This window comes from Citrobacter sp. Cpo148 (assembly GCF_030332375.1).
In the GTDB taxonomy this organism is placed as follows: domain Bacteria; phylum Pseudomonadota; class Gammaproteobacteria; order Enterobacterales; family Enterobacteriaceae; genus Citrobacter; species Citrobacter portucalensis.
This window is the reverse complement of sequence record NZ_JAOWHY010000047.1, coordinates 1-15641: the sequence shown is the minus strand read 5'-3', so window position 1 is coordinate 15641 and position 15641 is coordinate 1. Positions and strand designations below refer to the sequence as shown.

Annotated in this window: 17 protein-coding genes, 1 tRNA gene and 1 pseudogene; 5 read left to right on the top strand and 14 right to left on the bottom strand. The window is 52.0% G+C overall.

The features are described from left to right. Window positions 1-46: 46 nt before the first annotated feature. Entirely contained in the window at window positions 47-958 is a 912-nt protein-coding gene (locus OGY10_RS17195; RefSeq protein ID WP_003831675.1) for a LysR family transcriptional regulator, read from the bottom strand. 108 nt (window positions 959-1066) lie between these two features. Here OGY10_RS17195 and OGY10_RS17190 point away from each other — a divergent pair, with 108 nt between their 5' ends. The 3 genes from OGY10_RS17190 to OGY10_RS17180 all read left to right on the top strand — a co-directional run bounded on the left by OGY10_RS17190 (window position 1067) and on the right by OGY10_RS17180 (window position 2858). Continuing rightward, window positions 1067-1927: a pirin family protein gene (locus OGY10_RS17190; protein WP_191226225.1), complete on the top strand. Its 861-nt coding sequence runs from the start codon at window positions 1067-1069 to the stop codon at window positions 1925-1927. Window positions 1928-1943: 16 nt separating this feature from the next. Further along, window positions 1944-2621 (top strand): isochorismatase family protein, encoded by a 678-nt coding sequence (locus tag OGY10_RS17185; protein WP_003831673.1) that lies wholly within the window; start codon window positions 1944-1946, stop codon window positions 2619-2621. Between the two features lie 149 nt (window positions 2622-2770). Further along, window positions 2771-2858 (top strand) — tRNA-Ser (locus OGY10_RS17180). 150 nt (window positions 2859-3008) lie between these two features. Here the strand turns inward: OGY10_RS17180 and rlmC are convergent. The 10 genes from rlmC to OGY10_RS17130 all read right to left on the bottom strand — a co-directional run bounded on the left by rlmC (window position 3009) and on the right by OGY10_RS17130 (window position 11872). After that, the gene (rlmC, locus tag OGY10_RS17175) at window positions 3009-4136 is read right to left on the bottom strand and encodes a 23S rRNA (uracil(747)-C(5))-methyltransferase RlmC (RefSeq protein WP_191226226.1); all 1128 of its coding nucleotides are present in this window, start codon (window positions 4134-4136) and stop codon (window positions 3009-3011) included. 41 nt (window positions 4137-4177) lie between these two features. Further along, complete coding sequence (locus tag OGY10_RS17170; RefSeq protein WP_003035378.1) at window positions 4178-4666, bottom strand: YbjO family protein; 489 nt, start codon at window positions 4664-4666, stop codon at window positions 4178-4180. A gap of 59 nt (window positions 4667-4725) precedes the next feature. After that, window positions 4726-5571 carry a putrescine ABC transporter permease PotI gene (gene potI, locus OGY10_RS17165; protein WP_008784246.1) on the bottom strand — a complete coding sequence of 282 codons (846 nt, stop codon included), beginning with the start codon at window positions 5569-5571 and terminating at the stop codon, window positions 4726-4728. Beyond that, a complete protein-coding gene (gene potH / locus OGY10_RS17160) occupies window positions 5568-6521 on the bottom strand; it encodes a putrescine ABC transporter permease PotH (RefSeq protein ID WP_071445005.1) in 954 nt (317 codons plus the stop codon). The genes potI and potH overlap by 4 nt, the downstream gene beginning before the upstream one ends. 9 nt (window positions 6522-6530) lie before the next feature. Next, complete coding sequence (gene potG / locus OGY10_RS17155; protein WP_003831665.1) at window positions 6531-7664, bottom strand: putrescine ABC transporter ATP-binding subunit PotG; 1134 nt, start codon at window positions 7662-7664, stop codon at window positions 6531-6533. Window positions 7665-7802: 138 nt separating this feature from the next. Next, the gene (potF, locus tag OGY10_RS17150; RefSeq protein ID WP_003035370.1) at window positions 7803-8915 is read right to left on the bottom strand and encodes a spermidine/putrescine ABC transporter substrate-binding protein PotF; all 1113 of its coding nucleotides are present in this window, start codon (window positions 8913-8915) and stop codon (window positions 7803-7805) included. 432 nt (window positions 8916-9347) lie between these two features. Next, entirely contained in the window at window positions 9348-9824 is a 477-nt protein-coding gene (locus OGY10_RS17145; protein ID WP_003831662.1) for a type III secretion system chaperone family protein, read from the bottom strand. An 89-nt stretch (window positions 9825-9913) separates the two neighbouring features. Further along, window positions 9914-10816: a 30S ribosomal protein S6--L-glutamate ligase gene (rimK, locus tag OGY10_RS17140; protein WP_003831660.1), complete on the bottom strand. Its 903-nt coding sequence runs from the start codon at window positions 10814-10816 to the stop codon at window positions 9914-9916. A gap of 59 nt (window positions 10817-10875) precedes the next feature. Beyond that, the gene (nfsA, locus tag OGY10_RS17135; RefSeq protein WP_286577104.1) at window positions 10876-11598 is read right to left on the bottom strand and encodes a nitroreductase NfsA; all 723 of its coding nucleotides are present in this window, start codon (window positions 11596-11598) and stop codon (window positions 10876-10878) included. Further along, window positions 11582-11872: a DUF1418 family protein gene (locus OGY10_RS17130; RefSeq protein ID WP_003831656.1), complete on the bottom strand. Its 291-nt coding sequence runs from the start codon at window positions 11870-11872 to the stop codon at window positions 11582-11584. The genes nfsA and OGY10_RS17130 overlap by 17 nt, the downstream gene beginning before the upstream one ends. Window positions 11873-12044: 172 nt before the next feature. On the opposite strand from OGY10_RS17130, the gene OGY10_RS17125 reads away from it, so the two are divergent. After that, complete coding sequence (locus tag OGY10_RS17125; RefSeq protein WP_008784241.1) at window positions 12045-12308, top strand: GrxA family glutaredoxin; 264 nt, start codon at window positions 12045-12047, stop codon at window positions 12306-12308. 34 nt (window positions 12309-12342) lie between these two features. Here OGY10_RS17125 and OGY10_RS17120 read toward each other — a convergent pair whose 3' ends face one another. Next, window positions 12343-12723 carry an inner membrane protein YbjM gene (locus OGY10_RS17120; protein WP_003035356.1) on the bottom strand — a complete coding sequence of 127 codons (381 nt, stop codon included), beginning with the start codon at window positions 12721-12723 and terminating at the stop codon, window positions 12343-12345. A 269-nt stretch (window positions 12724-12992) separates the two neighbouring features. On the opposite strand from OGY10_RS17120, the gene OGY10_RS17115 reads away from it, so the two are divergent. Continuing rightward, window positions 12993-14678, top strand: coding sequence for an aspartate:alanine antiporter (locus OGY10_RS17115; protein WP_003831652.1), 1686 nt, complete (start codon window positions 12993-12995; stop codon window positions 14676-14678). 287 nt (window positions 14679-14965) lie between these two features. On the opposite strand, the gene OGY10_RS17110 is transcribed toward OGY10_RS17115, so the two are convergent. Both OGY10_RS17110 and OGY10_RS17105 read right to left on the bottom strand, forming a co-directional pair. Next, window positions 14966-15181: an ogr/Delta-like zinc finger family protein gene (locus tag OGY10_RS17110; RefSeq protein WP_058842448.1), complete on the bottom strand. Its 216-nt coding sequence runs from the start codon at window positions 15179-15181 to the stop codon at window positions 14966-14968. A 67-nt stretch (window positions 15182-15248) separates the two neighbouring features. Further along, a pseudogene (locus tag OGY10_RS17105) lies at window positions 15249-15641 on the bottom strand (contractile injection system protein, VgrG/Pvc8 family); the annotation flags it as partial.

Here is a 15641-nt window from a genome sequence, read left to right as displayed (position 1 = left end):
AAAAGGTCGGTTTAACCGGCCTTTTTTGTGGGCCAAGGTCAGGTATTTAATCCTCAATCATCCGCGCATATTCTTCCGTTAAGAAATCCACTAATGTGCGTACTGACGGCAATAATCCCCTGCGTGATGGAAAGACTGCGTGAATTATTTCTCGCTTCGGTTCCCAGCCGTCGAGCAATGCCACCAGTTCACCCGCAGCTACTTGATCTTTTACCATCAGCTGTGGAAGTTGAACTACCCCCACACCGGCAACTGCGGCTTCACGTAACGCCAGCATATCGGTGGTGATCATACGTGGCGTGAAATGCACCTCCGCACGTGCGCCCTGCGGCCCGAATAACTCCCAACGATGCACATGTTTACCCGTCGCCAGACTCAGGCCAGGCCAACGCGTCAGCTCCGCCGGAGAATGTAGCGTTCCCATTTGCTCGATTAACTGCGGGCTGGCATACAAACGATGTCCCCTGTCCGCCAGCACACGCATCACCAGGTCGCTATCCTCAAATGGTCGGGGCCTGACGCGAATCGCCACGTCCAGGCCCTCTCCAACAACGTCCACGCGGCGGTTAGTGGCCTCCAGTTGCACTGATACGTCAGGATAACGCGCCATAAAACGGGCAAGCATTGGCCCGATATGCACATGCAGCAGCGTGACCGGACACGTCAACTTCACCACGCCACGCGGTTCAACCTGTAACGCGGCAATCGCATCCTGCGCTGCCTGCGCTTCCACCAGCATCGCCTTACAGTGTTCGTAAAAGGTTTGCCCAACTTCCGTCACGTTAAACTGGCGGGTGGTTCGCTGAATCAGTCGAACTCCCAGCGTCTCTTCCAGTTGCGCTATCCGTCGGCTTAGTTTTGATTTCGGTTCATCAAGCGCCCGACCCGCCGCCGCGAATCCCCCTTCCTCTACAACATGTACAAACCATGCAAAATCATTGAGATCCGGCTTCGTCATTTTATTGTCCTATTAATGAGACAGTGAGGACTATTTTAGCTACTACTCAGCTCGCTGTCATGAATATAAGCTTATTTACATCAAGATTACGCCACAGAGGAGACACATATGAAACAAGTAACAGGCGTCTACACCGCACCTCGCCCACACTGGGTTGGCGATGGATTTCCGGTTCGCTCGATGTTTTCTTACCAGTCTCATGCTGAACAGCTAAGTCCGTTCCTGCTGCTGGATTACGCCGGTCCACATACGTTTACGCCGGGTAACGAAAAACGCGGCGTAGGTGAACACCCTCACCGTGGTTTTGAGACGGTGACCATCGTTTACAGCGGCGAAGTTGAACACCGTGATTCAACCGGTCGCGGCGGCATTATCGGCCCCGGGGACGTGCAGTGGATGACCGCAGGAGCAGGAATATTACACGAAGAGTTCCATTCACCTGAATTTACCCGTCAGGGTGGCGAACTGGAAATGGTACAGCTGTGGGTCAATCTGCCAGCAAAAGACAAAATGGCCGTTCCGGGTTACCAGGGCATCAGCAGCGATGTGATCCCCACTGTCGCCCTGCCTGATGAAGCAGGGAGCGTTCGTGTGATTGCGGGCAGCTATCAGGATACAAAAGGCCCGGCACATACCTTCTCGCCGCTGAACGTCTGGGATATGCGTGTGCAACGTAATCATCAGCTCACGTTGTCCCAGCCGGAAGGATGGAGCACTGCCCTAGTGGTATTGAAAGGGAATATCACCGTAAACGGCACTACGTCTGCCAGCGAAGCGCAACTGGTGGTGCTGAGCCAGCAGAGGAAAACGCTGCATATTGAAGCCTCCAGCGACGCCAGCGTGCTGCTGCTTTCTGGAGAACCGTTGAACGAGCCGATTGTAGGTTACGGTCCGTTTGTAATGAACACGAAACAAGAAATCGCTGAAGCCGTACGCGATTTTAACACCGGCCGCTTTGGCCAAATCTGAATCGAAGGAGAAGAATATGTCCAGTCCTGCAAACTTTAATGGTTCACGTCCGGTCATCGATGTGAATGATTCCGTCATGCTGCTTATCGATCATCAGAGCGGGTTGTTCCAGACCGTCGGCGACATGCCAATGCCAGAACTGCGTGCGCGTGCCGCCGCGCTGGCTAAAATGGCGACTCTGGCGAAGATGCCGGTGATTACCACGGCATCCGTACCGCAGGGACCTAACGGTCCGCTGATCCCTGAGATCCACGCCAATGCGCCGCATGCCCAATACGTGGCGCGTAAAGGCGAAATCAACGCCTGGGATAACGAAGATTTCGTAAAAGCGGTCAAAGCAACTGGTCGTAAAACGCTGATTATCGCCGGTACGATTACCAGCGTGTGCATGGCTTTCCCGGCTATCAGCGCGGTTGCGGAAGGCTATAAGGTTTTCGCTGTGATCGACGCTTCCGGTACTTACAGCAAAATGGCGCAGGAAATCACCCTGGCTCGTGTTGTTCAGGCTGGCGTCGTGCCGATGGATACCGCCGCAGTCGCTTCTGAAATTCAGGGCACTTGGAACCGTGAAGACGCCGCCGAATGGGCGGAAGTGTATACCAAAGTCTTCCCGGCTTATCAGTTGCTGATCGAAAGCTACAGCAAAGCTCAGGAAGTCGTGACCAGCGGCGAAAAACTGGACTCTCAGCGCTAATCCTTTCCTCCGCGCCTGCCTGGGCGGAGGAATATGTATATTGCGTAACCAAACGAGAGTTAACACGTAAATTCTGCTTGACCGTTTTAGCGCAACTCCCTATAGTAGCGCCCCGTTGCCCCCCAAGCGGTCAGGCAGCAATACAATATGGTGAGGTGTCCGAGTGGCTGAAGGAGCACGCCTGGAAAGTGTGTATACGGCAACGTATCGGGGGTTCGAATCCCCCCCTCACCGCCATATTTTAAGAAGAGCTCGTACGAAAGTACGGGCTTTTTTTTCGCATGTTGCATTTGCCGGATGCGGCGCAAGCGCCTTATCCGGCCTACATTGCTACAGCCTTGCATATCTCCGTAGGCCTGATAAGCGAAGCGCCATCAGGCATGGCAGTTATTGTCGGCTGAGCAGCGTTAGCACTTCATAGTGCGCGGTGTGTGGGAACATATCGAAAAGTTGGACGCGTTCAATGCGATACCCGGGCAACTCACGAATATCCTTCGCCATGGTTTGCGCATTACAGCTGGAATAAACGATATAACGCGGTGCCATGCGGGAGAGAAAATCGCACAGCGGCTTTCCAATCCCGCGACGCGGCGGATTCACCAGCACCAGGTCAGGTACTTCACCCTGAGCGGTAGCAAACTGGGTTGAATCCAGCGCCTGAAAATGCAGATTCTGCAACCCAAGCTCCTGCGCTGACTGCTTCGCGCAGGTAATCGCTTCTGGCGCGATTTCAATCCCCGTCAGTTTCATTTGCGGTGTAGCACAGTGCAGACCAAAACCCCCTACACCGCAAAACAGATCCCACATATGATTAACCGGAAGCTGACGCACCCAGTCACGCGCCGTGGCATATAACTGCCCCGCCACTACCGGATTGGTCTGGAAGAAGCTCTGCGGGCGGATCCACAACGGCACATCGTTAAAGCGTTCCGCCAGCGCCTGTTGTTCCGTCAGGAAGATTTCTGTCTCCCCTTCCATAATCGCCATATGCACCGGCTGAATATTGGCAGTGATCACTTTTAACTGTGGGAGTTGTGCCTGCAACCAGGGTAGCGCCGCGCGCAGCTGTGCCAGTTTTGCGTCAGAACGCAGGACAAAACGCAGCATCATACCGCCGTCGTATCGGCTTTCCGTTAACAGCAGATATTTCAGCTCCCCGCGTTTGCGCGCCACGTTATAGGGCGTCAGCCCCGCCCGAGCGATAAACGGCTTAAGCGCGGAAAATACGGGCGCAAAAGACTCAGGATAGAGCGGACAGTCGCACAAGTCCTCAGGCGCACCGTCACGATGCAGCATTCCCAGCAGCGGTTTTTCCACGCTGCCGCTGACTACCATTTTGGCTTTATTACGAAACGCGCTTTCCGGACCACTGACCGGCGCGCACCATTCTCCGACCGGATACTCGGCCAGCAGATTCTGCAGATCGGCTGTTTTTTCGAAGAGTTGATCGGCGACAGGCTGTGTTATCCACTGACAGGAGCGGCAGCGTTCGGCGTCATAAAGTGCGCACTGCATACAAAGACCTACAAATTAACCGGGGGCCAAGATTATACACGTTATTGCAAACGGAAGAACCGCCTGCTGGACGCAGGAACAAACAGCAGCAGCAATACCAGCATATCCGGCAGTTTTTGCATCACCAGCGTATGCAGGATTTCGCGTCTGGACTCCCCCGCAATGCTGAACAATTCTGGATATCCGTAGCCCAACGAAGCAGCCCACAGATAGACGCTGGCGATAATCTGGGTCAACAGATAGATCCAGCGTGCCCAGTTCCGTCCTTTTACCAGCGAAAATGCGCAGTAAATTTCGATAAATAGCAGCACCAGACTGCCCAGAAACACCAGCGTCAAATTCCAGGTCTGCACACTGCGATGAATAAACTCACTGGTTCCACGAAACCCAAGCGTATTAAAAATCATCAACAGATCGAGACAGCGGATCATGATAATAGCCAGCGCCGCCACCTGCACCAAAGCAGGGACGTTTAAGCGAGCATGTGATGTGGATGATTTCTTAAAAAATCCCAACGCGTCGTCTTCCATGAAAACGGCGCAACCACCACAGCTGCGCCGTATAGACAGGTTGGCAGATTTTAGTTTTTTCAGCCGCGTCTTGCACGTTGGATATCGCGGATCCGTTGTTTTTCTGTTCGCGCCATCAGATACCACGCGATAAATCCGATAATTCCTACCACACCAAGGATCAGCGTCGCCAGCGCGTTGATCTCCGGGTTCACCCCCATACGTACGCTGGAGAACACCAACATCGGTAACGTTGTGGCGCCAGGACCAGAGACAAAGCTGGCAATAACCAGATCATCGAGTGACAGCGTGAAGGCTAATAGCCAACCGGAAATCACCGCCGGCATAATCATCGGCAGGGTGATGACGAAAAAGACCTTCAGCGGCGTGGCGCCGAGATCCATCGCCGCTTCCTCAATGGAGTGATCCAGTTCGCGCAAGCGTGAAGAAATCACCACCGCTACGTACGCCGTACAGAAAGTGACGTGCGCCAGCCAGATGGTCAGCATGCCGCGATCCGCCGGCCAGCCGATGGCGTGAGCCAACGCAACAAACAGCAGCAGCAGCGACAAACCGGTAATAACATCCGGCATGACCAGCGGCGCGGTGATCATAAAGGCGAAACCATTCGAACCACGAAAACGACCAAAGCGCACCATTACCACGGCGGCGATGGTGCCAAGGATTGCCGCCATCGTCGCAGCACCCGCAGCAATCGTTAAACTCATGCCGACGGCGCTTATCATCGCGCTATCGTGGAAAAGCTCGCCATACCAACGTGTTGACCACCCCGCCCAGACCGTCACCAGCTTCGAGCTGTTAAACGAATAGATAACCAACATCAGCATAGGCGCGTACAGGAAGGTAAAGCCCACTACCAGGATAAAAATACGCCACGGCGAGCGAACGACCGGTAAGTTATTCATCCGTGTTCCCCCACGCTTTTTTGCTGATATTTATGGAACCACATGATTGGCACAATCAGTAACAGCAGCATAATAATGGCGACAGCAGAAGCCACCGGCCAGTCGCGGTTATTGAAAAACTCTTGCCAAAGCACACGGCCAATCATGATGCTATCCGGGCCGCCCAACAGTTCCGGGATCACAAACTCGCCAACAGCCGGAATAAATACCAGCATTGACCCGGCGATAATGCCGCCCTTGGTCAACGGTACAATCACGCTAAAGAAGGTCTTCAGCGGCCGGGCACCTAAATCCAGCGCAGCTTCCACCAGCGAGTAATCAATACGGGTCAGCGCGGTATAAATCGGCAGCACCATAAAGGGCAAATAGGCGTAAACAATACCGATGTAGACCGCCAGATTGGTGTGCAAAATCGTCAACGGTTGGTCGATGACACCCAGCCACATCAGGAAGTTGTTCAGCACGCCGTTGTTTTTCAGGATCCCCATCCAGGCATATACGCGAATTAAAAACGAGGTCCAGGACGGCAGGATCACCAGCAACAGCAGAATATTACGCGTTGAGGGTTTACTGTGCGCGACGGCCCATGCCAGTGGGTATCCCAGCAGCAGGCAACAGATTGTCGAAATTCCCGCCACCTGTAACGATTGCATGTAGGCATCGAAATAGAGCGGATCGTCCGTCAATTGCAAAAAATTGCCTAAATTGAGCGTGATGGATAACTGATCGTCAGCCCATGAAACGAGGTCCGTATAGGGAGGAATAGCGCGCGCCATTTCAGCCAAACTGATTTTGAAGACGATCAGAAAAGGCAGCAGAAACAGGAGCAGCAGCCACACATACGGCAGCGCGATCACCAGCTTGCGCCCGTGCTTCATTTGCAGCCGCGACATAAACAGCGTGAATCGCCCTGCTTTATCCACGCGTGCCGGAGGTTCAAGTGTACTCATCTTCGCTCCTTAAACCGTCAACACCACACAGCTGTCCGCATCCCAACATAAACGGACCTCGTCACCCCAGGTTGGTAACCCTTTACGATAACGATGTTCATTTTGTAGCTGGGCGCTCAACATCTGGCCGCTTTTCAAACGTACGTGGTACACCGACAAATCCCCCAGATAGGCAATGTGCACCACTTCGCCTACAGCGAAGTTATAACCCTCTGGCGGAGGGGCTTCGCAGAGCATGATTTTTTCCGGACGCAGCGCAACATACACCGGGACGTTATCGACAACAGAAGCATCGGCGTCCACTTTCAGCGGATGCACCAGACCAGGAGACTCAATCACCAGACCATCTTCCTGGCGTTCTTTTAGCAGTCCCTCAAAAACGTTTACCGAACCGATAAACTCTGCGCTGTAACGCGTAGTCGGATGCTCATAGATCTCTTCCGGCTCGCCAATCTGGACAAATTTGCCACGGTTCATGATCGCGATACGGCCCGCCATCGTCATGGCTTCTTCCTGATCGTGTGTCACCATCACGCAGGTAACCCCGACGCGTTCAAGGATATCCACCACTTCCAGTTGCATGCGGTCTCGGAGTTTTTTATCCAGCGCTCCCATCGGCTCATCCAGCAGCAGCAGTTTTGGCCGTTTCGCCAGACTACGCGCCAGTGCCACACGCTGACGCTGACCGCCGGAAAGCTGATGTGGCTTGCGTTTGGCGAACTCCTGCATATGCACGAGTCCCAGCATCTCATTCACCCGACTGGCGATTTCAGCCTTCGGCAGCTTGTCCTGCTTGAGGCCAAAGGCAATGTTCTGCTCCACCGTCATGTGCGGAAACAGGGCATAGGACTGAAACATCATATTAATCGGACGCAGATAAGGCGGGACATGCGCTAAATCGACGCCATCCAGCATGATTTGCCCGGTAGTCGGCAGTTCAAATCCCGCCAGCATCCGTAGCAGAGTCGATTTGCCACAGCCGGACGCGCCGAGCAGAGCAAATATTTCACCTTTGTAGATAGTAAGATTGACGTCATCAACGGCGTGCTGACCGTCAAATGACTTGGTCAGATTGCGAATTTCAAGCAGCGGGGTCAGCGCCTTGCGGATTTTCGCTTGTGGGCGTGGGGTTGCATCATTCACTCAGGTGCTCTCCGGCATAAAACAAAGAAACGGTGCAAATAACGCACCATAACGGTGCGTATTGCCGGGTTATATGTGTCCGGGTTCAACGCTGCCCGGCAGGCAAAAATCCTGCCGGGTCATGTCCCAAACATCGGTTTATTTCCCGCTTTTTACCTTCGTCCATGCGCGGGTACGTACACGATCGATCTTCGGATCCTGTACTTTCAGTGTGAACAGCTTGGCGCGAACATCTGCAGGCGGGTAGATACCCGGGTTGTCACGAACTTCAGGGCTGACCAGAGCCGTCGCTTCTTTGTTGGCATTGGCATAAAACACGTGGTCGGAGATATGCGCAATCACATCAGGGCGCAGCAGGTAATTGAGGAACTGATAGGCTTCATCTTTGTTTTTCGCATCGGCAGGCATCGCGAATACGTCAAAGAACGCCATTGCACCTTCTTTAGGAATTGAGAAGGATATATTGACGCCATTTTTCGCTTCTTTCGCACGGTTTGCCGCTTGCCATACGTCCCCTGCCCAGCCAATCGCGACGCAGGTATCACCGTTTGCCAGGTCGTTAATATATTGCGAGGAGTGGAAGTAGCGAATATTTGGGCGCAGCTTCAACAGCAGGTCAGTTGCCGGACCGGTGTAATCATCCGCTTTGGTACTGTTTGGGTCTTTACCCAAATAGTTCAGCACCGTGGCAAACACCTCTTCGGGCGCATCGAGGAAAGAGACGCCGCAGCTTTTGAGTTTTTCCAGATTTTCTGGCTTGAGGATCAGATCCCAGCTATCAACCGGCGCATCCGGTCCCAGCACCGCTTTGACTTTATCCACGTTATAGCCAATGCCGGTCGTTGCCCACATATACGGCATCGCAAACTTGTTATCCGGATCGTGTTTACCCACCAGCTTCAGCAGTTCAGGATCAAGATTTTTCCAGCCCGGCAATTTGCTCTTATCTAGCGGCTGGAATACGCCTGCAGTCAGTTGACGCTCAAGGAAGCTGGCAGAAGGAACGACAAGGTCAAAGCCGGTACTGCCAGCCATGAGCTTACCTTCCAGTACTTCATTGGAATCAAATACGTCATAGATAACTTTAATTCCGGTCTCTTTTTCAAAATTAGCCACCGTATCCGGGGCAATATAATCAGACCAGTTATAAATATGCAGCGTTTTTTGTTCAGCAGCGAGCGTGCCGGCAGAGACGGCCATCAGAGCACCCGCAACCAGGCCTGATAACCATTTTTTATTTAAGGCGGTCATAATCTCTTTCCTTCTGAAAGTTCGTTAACAAACGAACAAAAATGTCACACTCTAATGATATGCAAGAAACGTGCATATTCTTTCATGCGGCACCGATGAAAAGAGGGACCTCTCCTCACGCCGCTATTGCTCGCTGGCATCCGCCCAGGCATTCAACATACATCGTGGCCACAGGACTGGTCACAAGGGCTGTTTAAATGATGACGTTGGTAAGCTTCGCAAGAATAACTTTAGCCAGGAATTGTGGATATAGCCCAGATTAAAAAACGTCTTTTATCAATTTTTTATGCAGGAATTGTCTATGACATAAAGCGGAAGGCGCTGAATCGAGGTGAATAATTCTTTAATGAAAGGTTAAATGCAGAATAAAAACAGGCAATACGCAACCGCTCTGGCAGCGGCTGCGCAATATATGTCCAGATTCAGGAAGAATTAATGGAGGAAATGAATTTCAGCGGTGCTGTTTTGCGCATCTTCTTCAGCATTAAATAACAGCTGATGCGCTCCGGCTTCGAGGATCACCATCGATATTTGCTCTTCGCTCTGGCGAACAAAACATTCAAACTGCTCAAACGTTACGCCCGGCGTAACGGATAAAGACTGGCAAACCACCAGCTTTGGCAGATTATCATCCTGCATATCCAGAAACGCTTTCACAGTCAGTGAACTGGCATTGATCGCAGACAGATCGGCTGCCAGTGGCAGCAATGCAGAAGGTCTGACTTCCGCCATCGCAGAAAACAGAATGACGTTATCAACCAAATCAACTTTTGCATCAAAGATGCCGTCAAAATTCTGCATGTGTGGCAAGTGCAGCGCCTGACAGGTATCGCATTCAAAAAAACTCATGCCCAGGTCGTCGAGCCATTGACGCAACGTATCCAGAGTGGGAACGACCAGTGATGTCATAATAATGTGCGACCTCTATTGATGAAAAAATACCGGCACAGCTTACGCAAAAAGAGCGTGTCATACCACGATCGCAATCGATATTGCGCTTAGCCGCCGATTTTAAGACAAAATTCAGGAGTAGCATGGCGCTCGATCCACTGGATCATTTTCGCGGCAATGTCTATTCCAGTGGTTTTCTCCACGCCTTCCAGCCCCGGAGACGCGTTAACCTCCATGACCAGTGGCCCTCGATCAGCGCGCAGAATATCAACGCCTGCAACGTCCAGGCCCATCGTCCGGGCGGCTTTGAGCGCAATTTCTCTTTCGCGCGGCGTGATACTCGCAATAGTCGCCACACCACCGCGATGGAGATTAGAACGAAAATCGCCCTCTTTAGCACGTCGTTCAATGGCGGCCACTACTTCATCGCCCACCACGAAACAGCGGATATCCCGCCCCTTCGCTTCTTTGATATATTCCTGAACCAGGATATGGGCATTCACCCCACGAAAGGCATCTACCACGCTTTCTGCAGCCTGCCGCGTTTCCGCCAGCACCACGCCGATCCCCTGGGTGCCTTCAACCAGTTTCACCACCAACGGCGCACCGCCAACCATGTCAATCATGTCGCTGGTATCGTCCGGAGAGTGAGCAATTCCGGTGATGGGTAAATCAATTCCCTGACGCGCCAGCAGTTGTAGCGAACGCAGCTTATCGCGCGCTCGCGTAATCGCTACCGATTCATTCAACGGATAGCTACCCAGCATCTCAAACTGGCGCAGCGCCGCCGTCCCATAAAAGGTAATCGCGGAACCAATCCGCGGGATCACCGCGTCGAAATGGGGAAGCTGACGGCCCTTGTAATGAATAGAGGATGCCGCCGGGCTGATGTTCATATAGCAAGAAAGGGGATCGATAACTTCAACCAGGTGACCGCGCTGCATCGCCGCTTCACGCAGGCGTTTACAAGAATAGAGCGTTCCGTCCCGGGACAAAATGGCAATTTTCACCCTGCACCTCTCTGAATGACCTGGTAAAAGCTGGCGTATCATACACTGGGTTAAAATCTTTAGCGCGTGGCCCATCCCTGTTTATGCAAATATTCCAGGATAAAGGGGCGACTTTCTTTAATGATGGTACGGCGAATATGATCGCTCCAGGTGTCGCGGCGGGTATTGCTGCCTCGGGTCAGATAGTACTGCGCGAGCTGCTCATCATATTGCGCCAACACATCACTGTTGAGTGGCTGGTATTGGTTTTCATGCACCACAAGCGACGCGGGCAGGCGCGGCTTGATATCCGGGTTATCCGCAGGCCAGCCGAGGCACAATCCAAAGAGCGGCAGAACATGTTGCGGAAGCTTCAGCAGTTCGGTGACCGGCTCAATATTGTTACGCAAACCGCCAATAAACACGCCGCCAAGTCCCAGCGACTCTGCCGCCGTCAACGCATTTTGCGCCATCATTGCAGTATCAACCACACCCAGCAGCAGCTGTTCCGCCAGCCCAAGTTGCGCGTCAGGGCAAATCTGCAAATGACGGTTAAAATCAGCGCAAAACACCCAGAACTCAGCGGCCTGTGCCACATGCTTTTGACCGCCAGATAAGGTAGCCAGTGATTCACGCAAGGATTTATCCGTTATGCGAACGATCGTCGTGCACTGTAGAAAACTGGAGCTTGACGTTCCCTGAGCGGCGGCAATAATCGCCTCACGCTGTACATCCGAAATGGCTTCATCAGTAAAATGGCGAATGGAACGGTGGCTGCGGAGTAAATCAATGGTTGGAGTCATCTCTTTTGTCTCTGTCTGAATCAGTTGAATCACCGGGTGTGCGAGACATCAGTTGCGGTGCCAGCAGTTGAGCAACACGCCACATCAACGCCACCGCAGCAGGGAGCATCAGCAGTACGCCCAGAAATATCATCACCACACAGGCTAACGGGCTGTTAAGCGGTGCGGGCAAGGTGAGGTAATCGTTAAGCGATAGCAGCGCCAGCGATAACAAAACCATCCCAATTATTTCCAGCATCAATACGCTTTTGGGTAATACACCAATTGTGCGCATACGCGGCCTCCCGGCGAAATGGCTTCCATTATAAAACGTTCCGGCTTGCCGTGTTTAACAGATATAGCTTGAGGATATCAAAGCAACAGGCTGAACCTGCTTTCCATCCGTCACAAATCGCGGCATCATAACCAGTATTGCCATCCGGCCTGATAAGTTCGAGGAGAAAGAGATGTTTGCCGTTATTTTTGGTCGCCCAGGGTGCCCGTATTGCGTGCGCGCAAAAGAATTAGCAGAAAAATTAAGCAGTGAGCATGAAGATTTTAACTTCCGCTACATTGATATCCATGCTGAAGGAATTACCAAAGCAGATCTGGAAAAGACGGTAGGTAAGCCAGTTGAAACCGTTCCGCAGATTTTTGTCGATCAAAAACACATCGGCGGCTGCACGGATTTTGAAGCTTGGGCAAAAGAGAACATGAATCTGTTCGCCTGATAGCGGTATCTACGCCCTCACCTTGAGGGCGTCATCAGTTCTTTTTTCGCCGTTGATGCTGATTGAATAAGCTACTGATAAATAAAAAACATAATGCGCCAAGTGCGCACCAAAACACCGCACTAAACAACCACGCCAGCTCTTGCCACAATGAACGCGTCGGCATAAAAACGAACCGCATCAGTAACAGGCAGCACGGCGCCGCCAACATTGCACCAAGCAGGGGTTTGAGCACTTCCCGACGATGGGAAAAAAAGCTTGCTGCAGCACCAGGTAAGATAAAAAACAACAATCCGACCTCAGGATGCCCTGCCGCTCTGAATGCCCCTTTCACGTTCAGCGTTAATGAAAGACACACCACAATAAAGAGCACAAAGCAGCAGACCGCACTCGCCCAACTTTGCTTATGTTTCAATCGTTCCTCCTGACACATTCTCTATCGAACACTCTTTTCGCCCGCAGGCGTCCAGTCAGATAAAGTAACTCGGCATTCCATGCCAAAAACACACCCACACGATTCTTATAGCCGTTGATACGTAATGAGATTAAACTAACCGCATATATTGTTATGCTGCATTATTCGGGGCTGTGTACGATGCTATCGCCCCTTAATTTCTGGCAAAAACATTAGCGTAAATTGCCATTTCTTTCAATAGCTTACTGGTAAACAAGAAGTTAGTCTCCGTGAATATAAACGTCGCAGATTTGTTAAATGGGAATTACATCCTGTTATTATTTGTGGTCCTGGCTCTGGGCCTGTGTCTGGGCAAATTACGTCTGGGTTCAGTCCAACTCGGTAATTCCATTGGCGTTTTAGTGGTCTCCCTATTATTAGGTCAGCAGCACTTTAGTATTAACACCGATGCATTAAATCTCGGCTTTATGCTGTTTATTTTTTGCGTCGGCGTCGAAGCCGGTCCCAACTTTTTTTCGATTTTTTTTCGCGATGGGAAAAATTATCTAATGCTTGCCCTGGTGATGGTCGGTAGCGCAATGCTGATCGCGCTGGGGCTGGGTAAGCTATTTGGCTGGGATATCGGCCTGACGGCGGGTATGCTGGCTGGCTCGATGACCTCAACGCCGGTGCTGGTCGGCGCGGGTGATACCTTGCGCCATTCAGGAATGACAGGGACACAACTTTCAAGCGCTCTCGATAACCTGAGCCTGGGTTACGCCCTCACCTATTTGATTGGTCTGGTCAGCCTGATTGTTGGTGCGCGCTATTTGCCGAAACTCCAGCATCAGGACCTGCAAACCAGCGCCCAACAAATCGCGCGTGAACGAGGTCTGGACACCGACGCCAATCGTAAAGTGTACCTCCCGGTGATCCGCGCCTATCGCGTTGGCCCTGAGCTGGTGGCATGGGCCGATGGTAAAAATCTGCGCGAACTGGGTATTTATCGCCAGACTGGTTGTTACATTGAACGCATCCGCCGCAACGGCATTCTGGCCAACCCGGATGGTGATGCGGTGTTGCAAATGGGCGATGAGATAGCCCTGGTGGGTTATCCAGACGCCCATGCTCGCCTCGATCCCAGCTTCCGTAACGGTAAAGAGGTGTTCGATCGCGATCTGCTCGATATGCGCATCGTCACTGAAGAAATTGTGGTGAAAAACCACAATGCCGTTGGTCGTCGCCTGGCCCAGTTGAAACTAACCGACCATGGTTGTTTCCTGAACCGCGTGATCCGCAGCCAGATTGAAATGCCTATTGATGACAACGTCGTGCTCAATAAAGGCGACGTGTTACAAGTCAGCGGTGATGCTCGTCGCGTGAAAACCATTGCCGATCGTATCGGCTTTATTTCAATTCACAGTCAGGTGACCGATCTGCTGGCCTTCTGCGCCTTCTTTATCATCGGTCTGATGATCGGGATGATCACCTTCCAGTTCAGTAATTTCAGCTTCGGCATCGGGAATGCGGCAGGACTGCTGTTCGCCGGGATCATGCTGGGCTTCCTGCGAGCCAACCACCCCACATTTGGCTATATCCCACAGGGTGCGCTGAATATGGTGAAAGAGTTTGGCCTGATGGTTTTCATGGCAGGCGTCGGTTTAAGCGCAGGCAGCGGCATTGGTAATGGCCTGGGCGCGGTCGGTGGTCAAATGTTGATTGCCGGTCTGGTGGTCAGCCTGGTTCCGGTTGTCATCTGTTTCTTGTTTGGTGCTTACGTATTGCGCATGAACCGTGCCCTGCTGTTTGGTGCCATGATGGGCGCACGTACCTGTGCTCCGGCAATGGAAATCATCAGCGACACCGCACGCAGCAACATCCCTGCGTTAGGTTATGCAGGGACCTACGCGATTGCCAACGTTCTGCTGACATTAGCGGGGACACTCATCGTCATTGTCTGGCCAGGCCTTGGTTAGCGCTGAAATTTTCCCTTAATTGAAAAATTTTTGCAGGTAAGCAGAACTTTTCTTCAAGGCGTCAGTCATAACTATTGCCACTGCTTTTCTTTGATGTCCCCAATTTGTGGAGCCCATCAACCCCGCCGTTTTGGTTCAAGGTTGATGGGTTTTTTGTTGTCTGAAATTCATCCCCCTTCCAATCAACCACTTAGATAACTTCTTTTTCATGTGTGGCGACAAAATGGCGACAGCGCTTTTGTTATGGCGGCACCAGACGTACAAAACCCGCCAGCGGCGGGTCAGTATTAGTAAGCAAATTGTTCCTGCATACCCTTTGGATGAGGCGGTGCTGCGCTGATTTTTTGAGGACGGCATACTGAGCGCACAAAAGTCTCATGCGTCACGAAAGTATGCCCGCATTCGATGTTAGTGCACTGGTTGTAGCGTTCTTTGGTCTCATTGGAAACCTGGAAGCTGCTTCGGGTATGTGCAGCCTGCCCGCACATAGGACAATTCATCATAATAATCAGCCCTCATTATTAACCAGTTCGCAATAATGATACATCATTGTTCGCAATTTGGAACTAATCATTCCATTGCGAACTCATCTATTTTCACTTCAAGCTCCATGCTGGTCGTAAATCCATTATCCGGGCTGACAGAATGCGTCAGGGTGGTAATGGTCCATTCTGCATCATCGATCGGCTGCTTAAACCCCGCCACCTTCACCGGCATTTCCGTATAGAGATCAGCCCGCCCCTCAGCGAGCTGCAGGGAAAATGAAGCAACCCCACGCTGCAGGCGTTCCCACTGCATTTTTGCTGCGCGCTCTGCATTGCTCCGGTTGGCGTAGGTACGATTAAGAATCAGCACGTTTTCATCCGTTCCCACCAGATAATCTCCCTGTTTTGCTTCCGGCTCTTTGGGTGTGGTGGTTTTCTTTCGACGACGCTTAACACTGGTTGTCTCTTTTTTCCTGGG

What these genes read in the sequence shown, in the direction of transcription:
- OGY10_RS17195 (WP_003831675.1), bottom strand. Translation starts at nt 958, where the DNA reads ATGACGAAGCCGGATCTCAATGATTTTGCATGGTTTGTACATGTTGTA.
- OGY10_RS17190 (WP_191226225.1), top strand. Translation starts at nt 1,067, where the DNA reads ATGAAACAAGTAACAGGCGTCTACACCGCACCTCGCCCACACTGGGTT.
- OGY10_RS17185 (WP_003831673.1), top strand. Translation starts at nt 1,944, where the DNA reads ATGTCCAGTCCTGCAAACTTTAATGGTTCACGTCCGGTCATCGATGTG.
- rlmC (WP_191226226.1), bottom strand. Translation starts at nt 4,136, where the DNA reads ATGCAGTGCGCACTTTATGACGCCGAACGCTGCCGCTCCTGTCAGTGG.
- OGY10_RS17170 (WP_003035378.1), bottom strand. Translation starts at nt 4,666, where the DNA reads ATGGAAGACGACGCGTTGGGATTTTTTAAGAAATCATCCACATCACAT.
- potI (WP_008784246.1), bottom strand. Translation starts at nt 5,571, where the DNA reads ATGAATAACTTACCGGTCGTTCGCTCGCCGTGGCGTATTTTTATCCTG.
- potH (WP_071445005.1), bottom strand. Translation starts at nt 6,521, where the DNA reads ATGAGTACACTTGAACCTCCGGCACGCGTGGATAAAGCAGGGCGATTC.
- potF (WP_003035370.1), bottom strand. Translation starts at nt 8,915, where the DNA reads ATGACCGCCTTAAATAAAAAATGGTTATCAGGCCTGGTTGCGGGTGCT.
- OGY10_RS17145 (WP_003831662.1), bottom strand. Translation starts at nt 9,824, where the DNA reads ATGACATCACTGGTCGTTCCCACTCTGGATACGTTGCGTCAATGGCTC.
- nfsA (WP_286577104.1), bottom strand. Translation starts at nt 11,598, where the DNA reads ATGACTCCAACCATTGATTTACTCCGCAGCCACCGTTCCATTCGCCAT.
- OGY10_RS17130 (WP_003831656.1), bottom strand. Translation starts at nt 11,872, where the DNA reads ATGCGCACAATTGGTGTATTACCCAAAAGCGTATTGATGCTGGAAATA.
- OGY10_RS17125 (WP_008784241.1), top strand. Translation starts at nt 12,045, where the DNA reads ATGTTTGCCGTTATTTTTGGTCGCCCAGGGTGCCCGTATTGCGTGCGC.
- OGY10_RS17110 (WP_058842448.1), bottom strand. Translation starts at nt 15,181, where the DNA reads ATGATGAATTGTCCTATGTGCGGGCAGGCTGCACATACCCGAAGCAGC.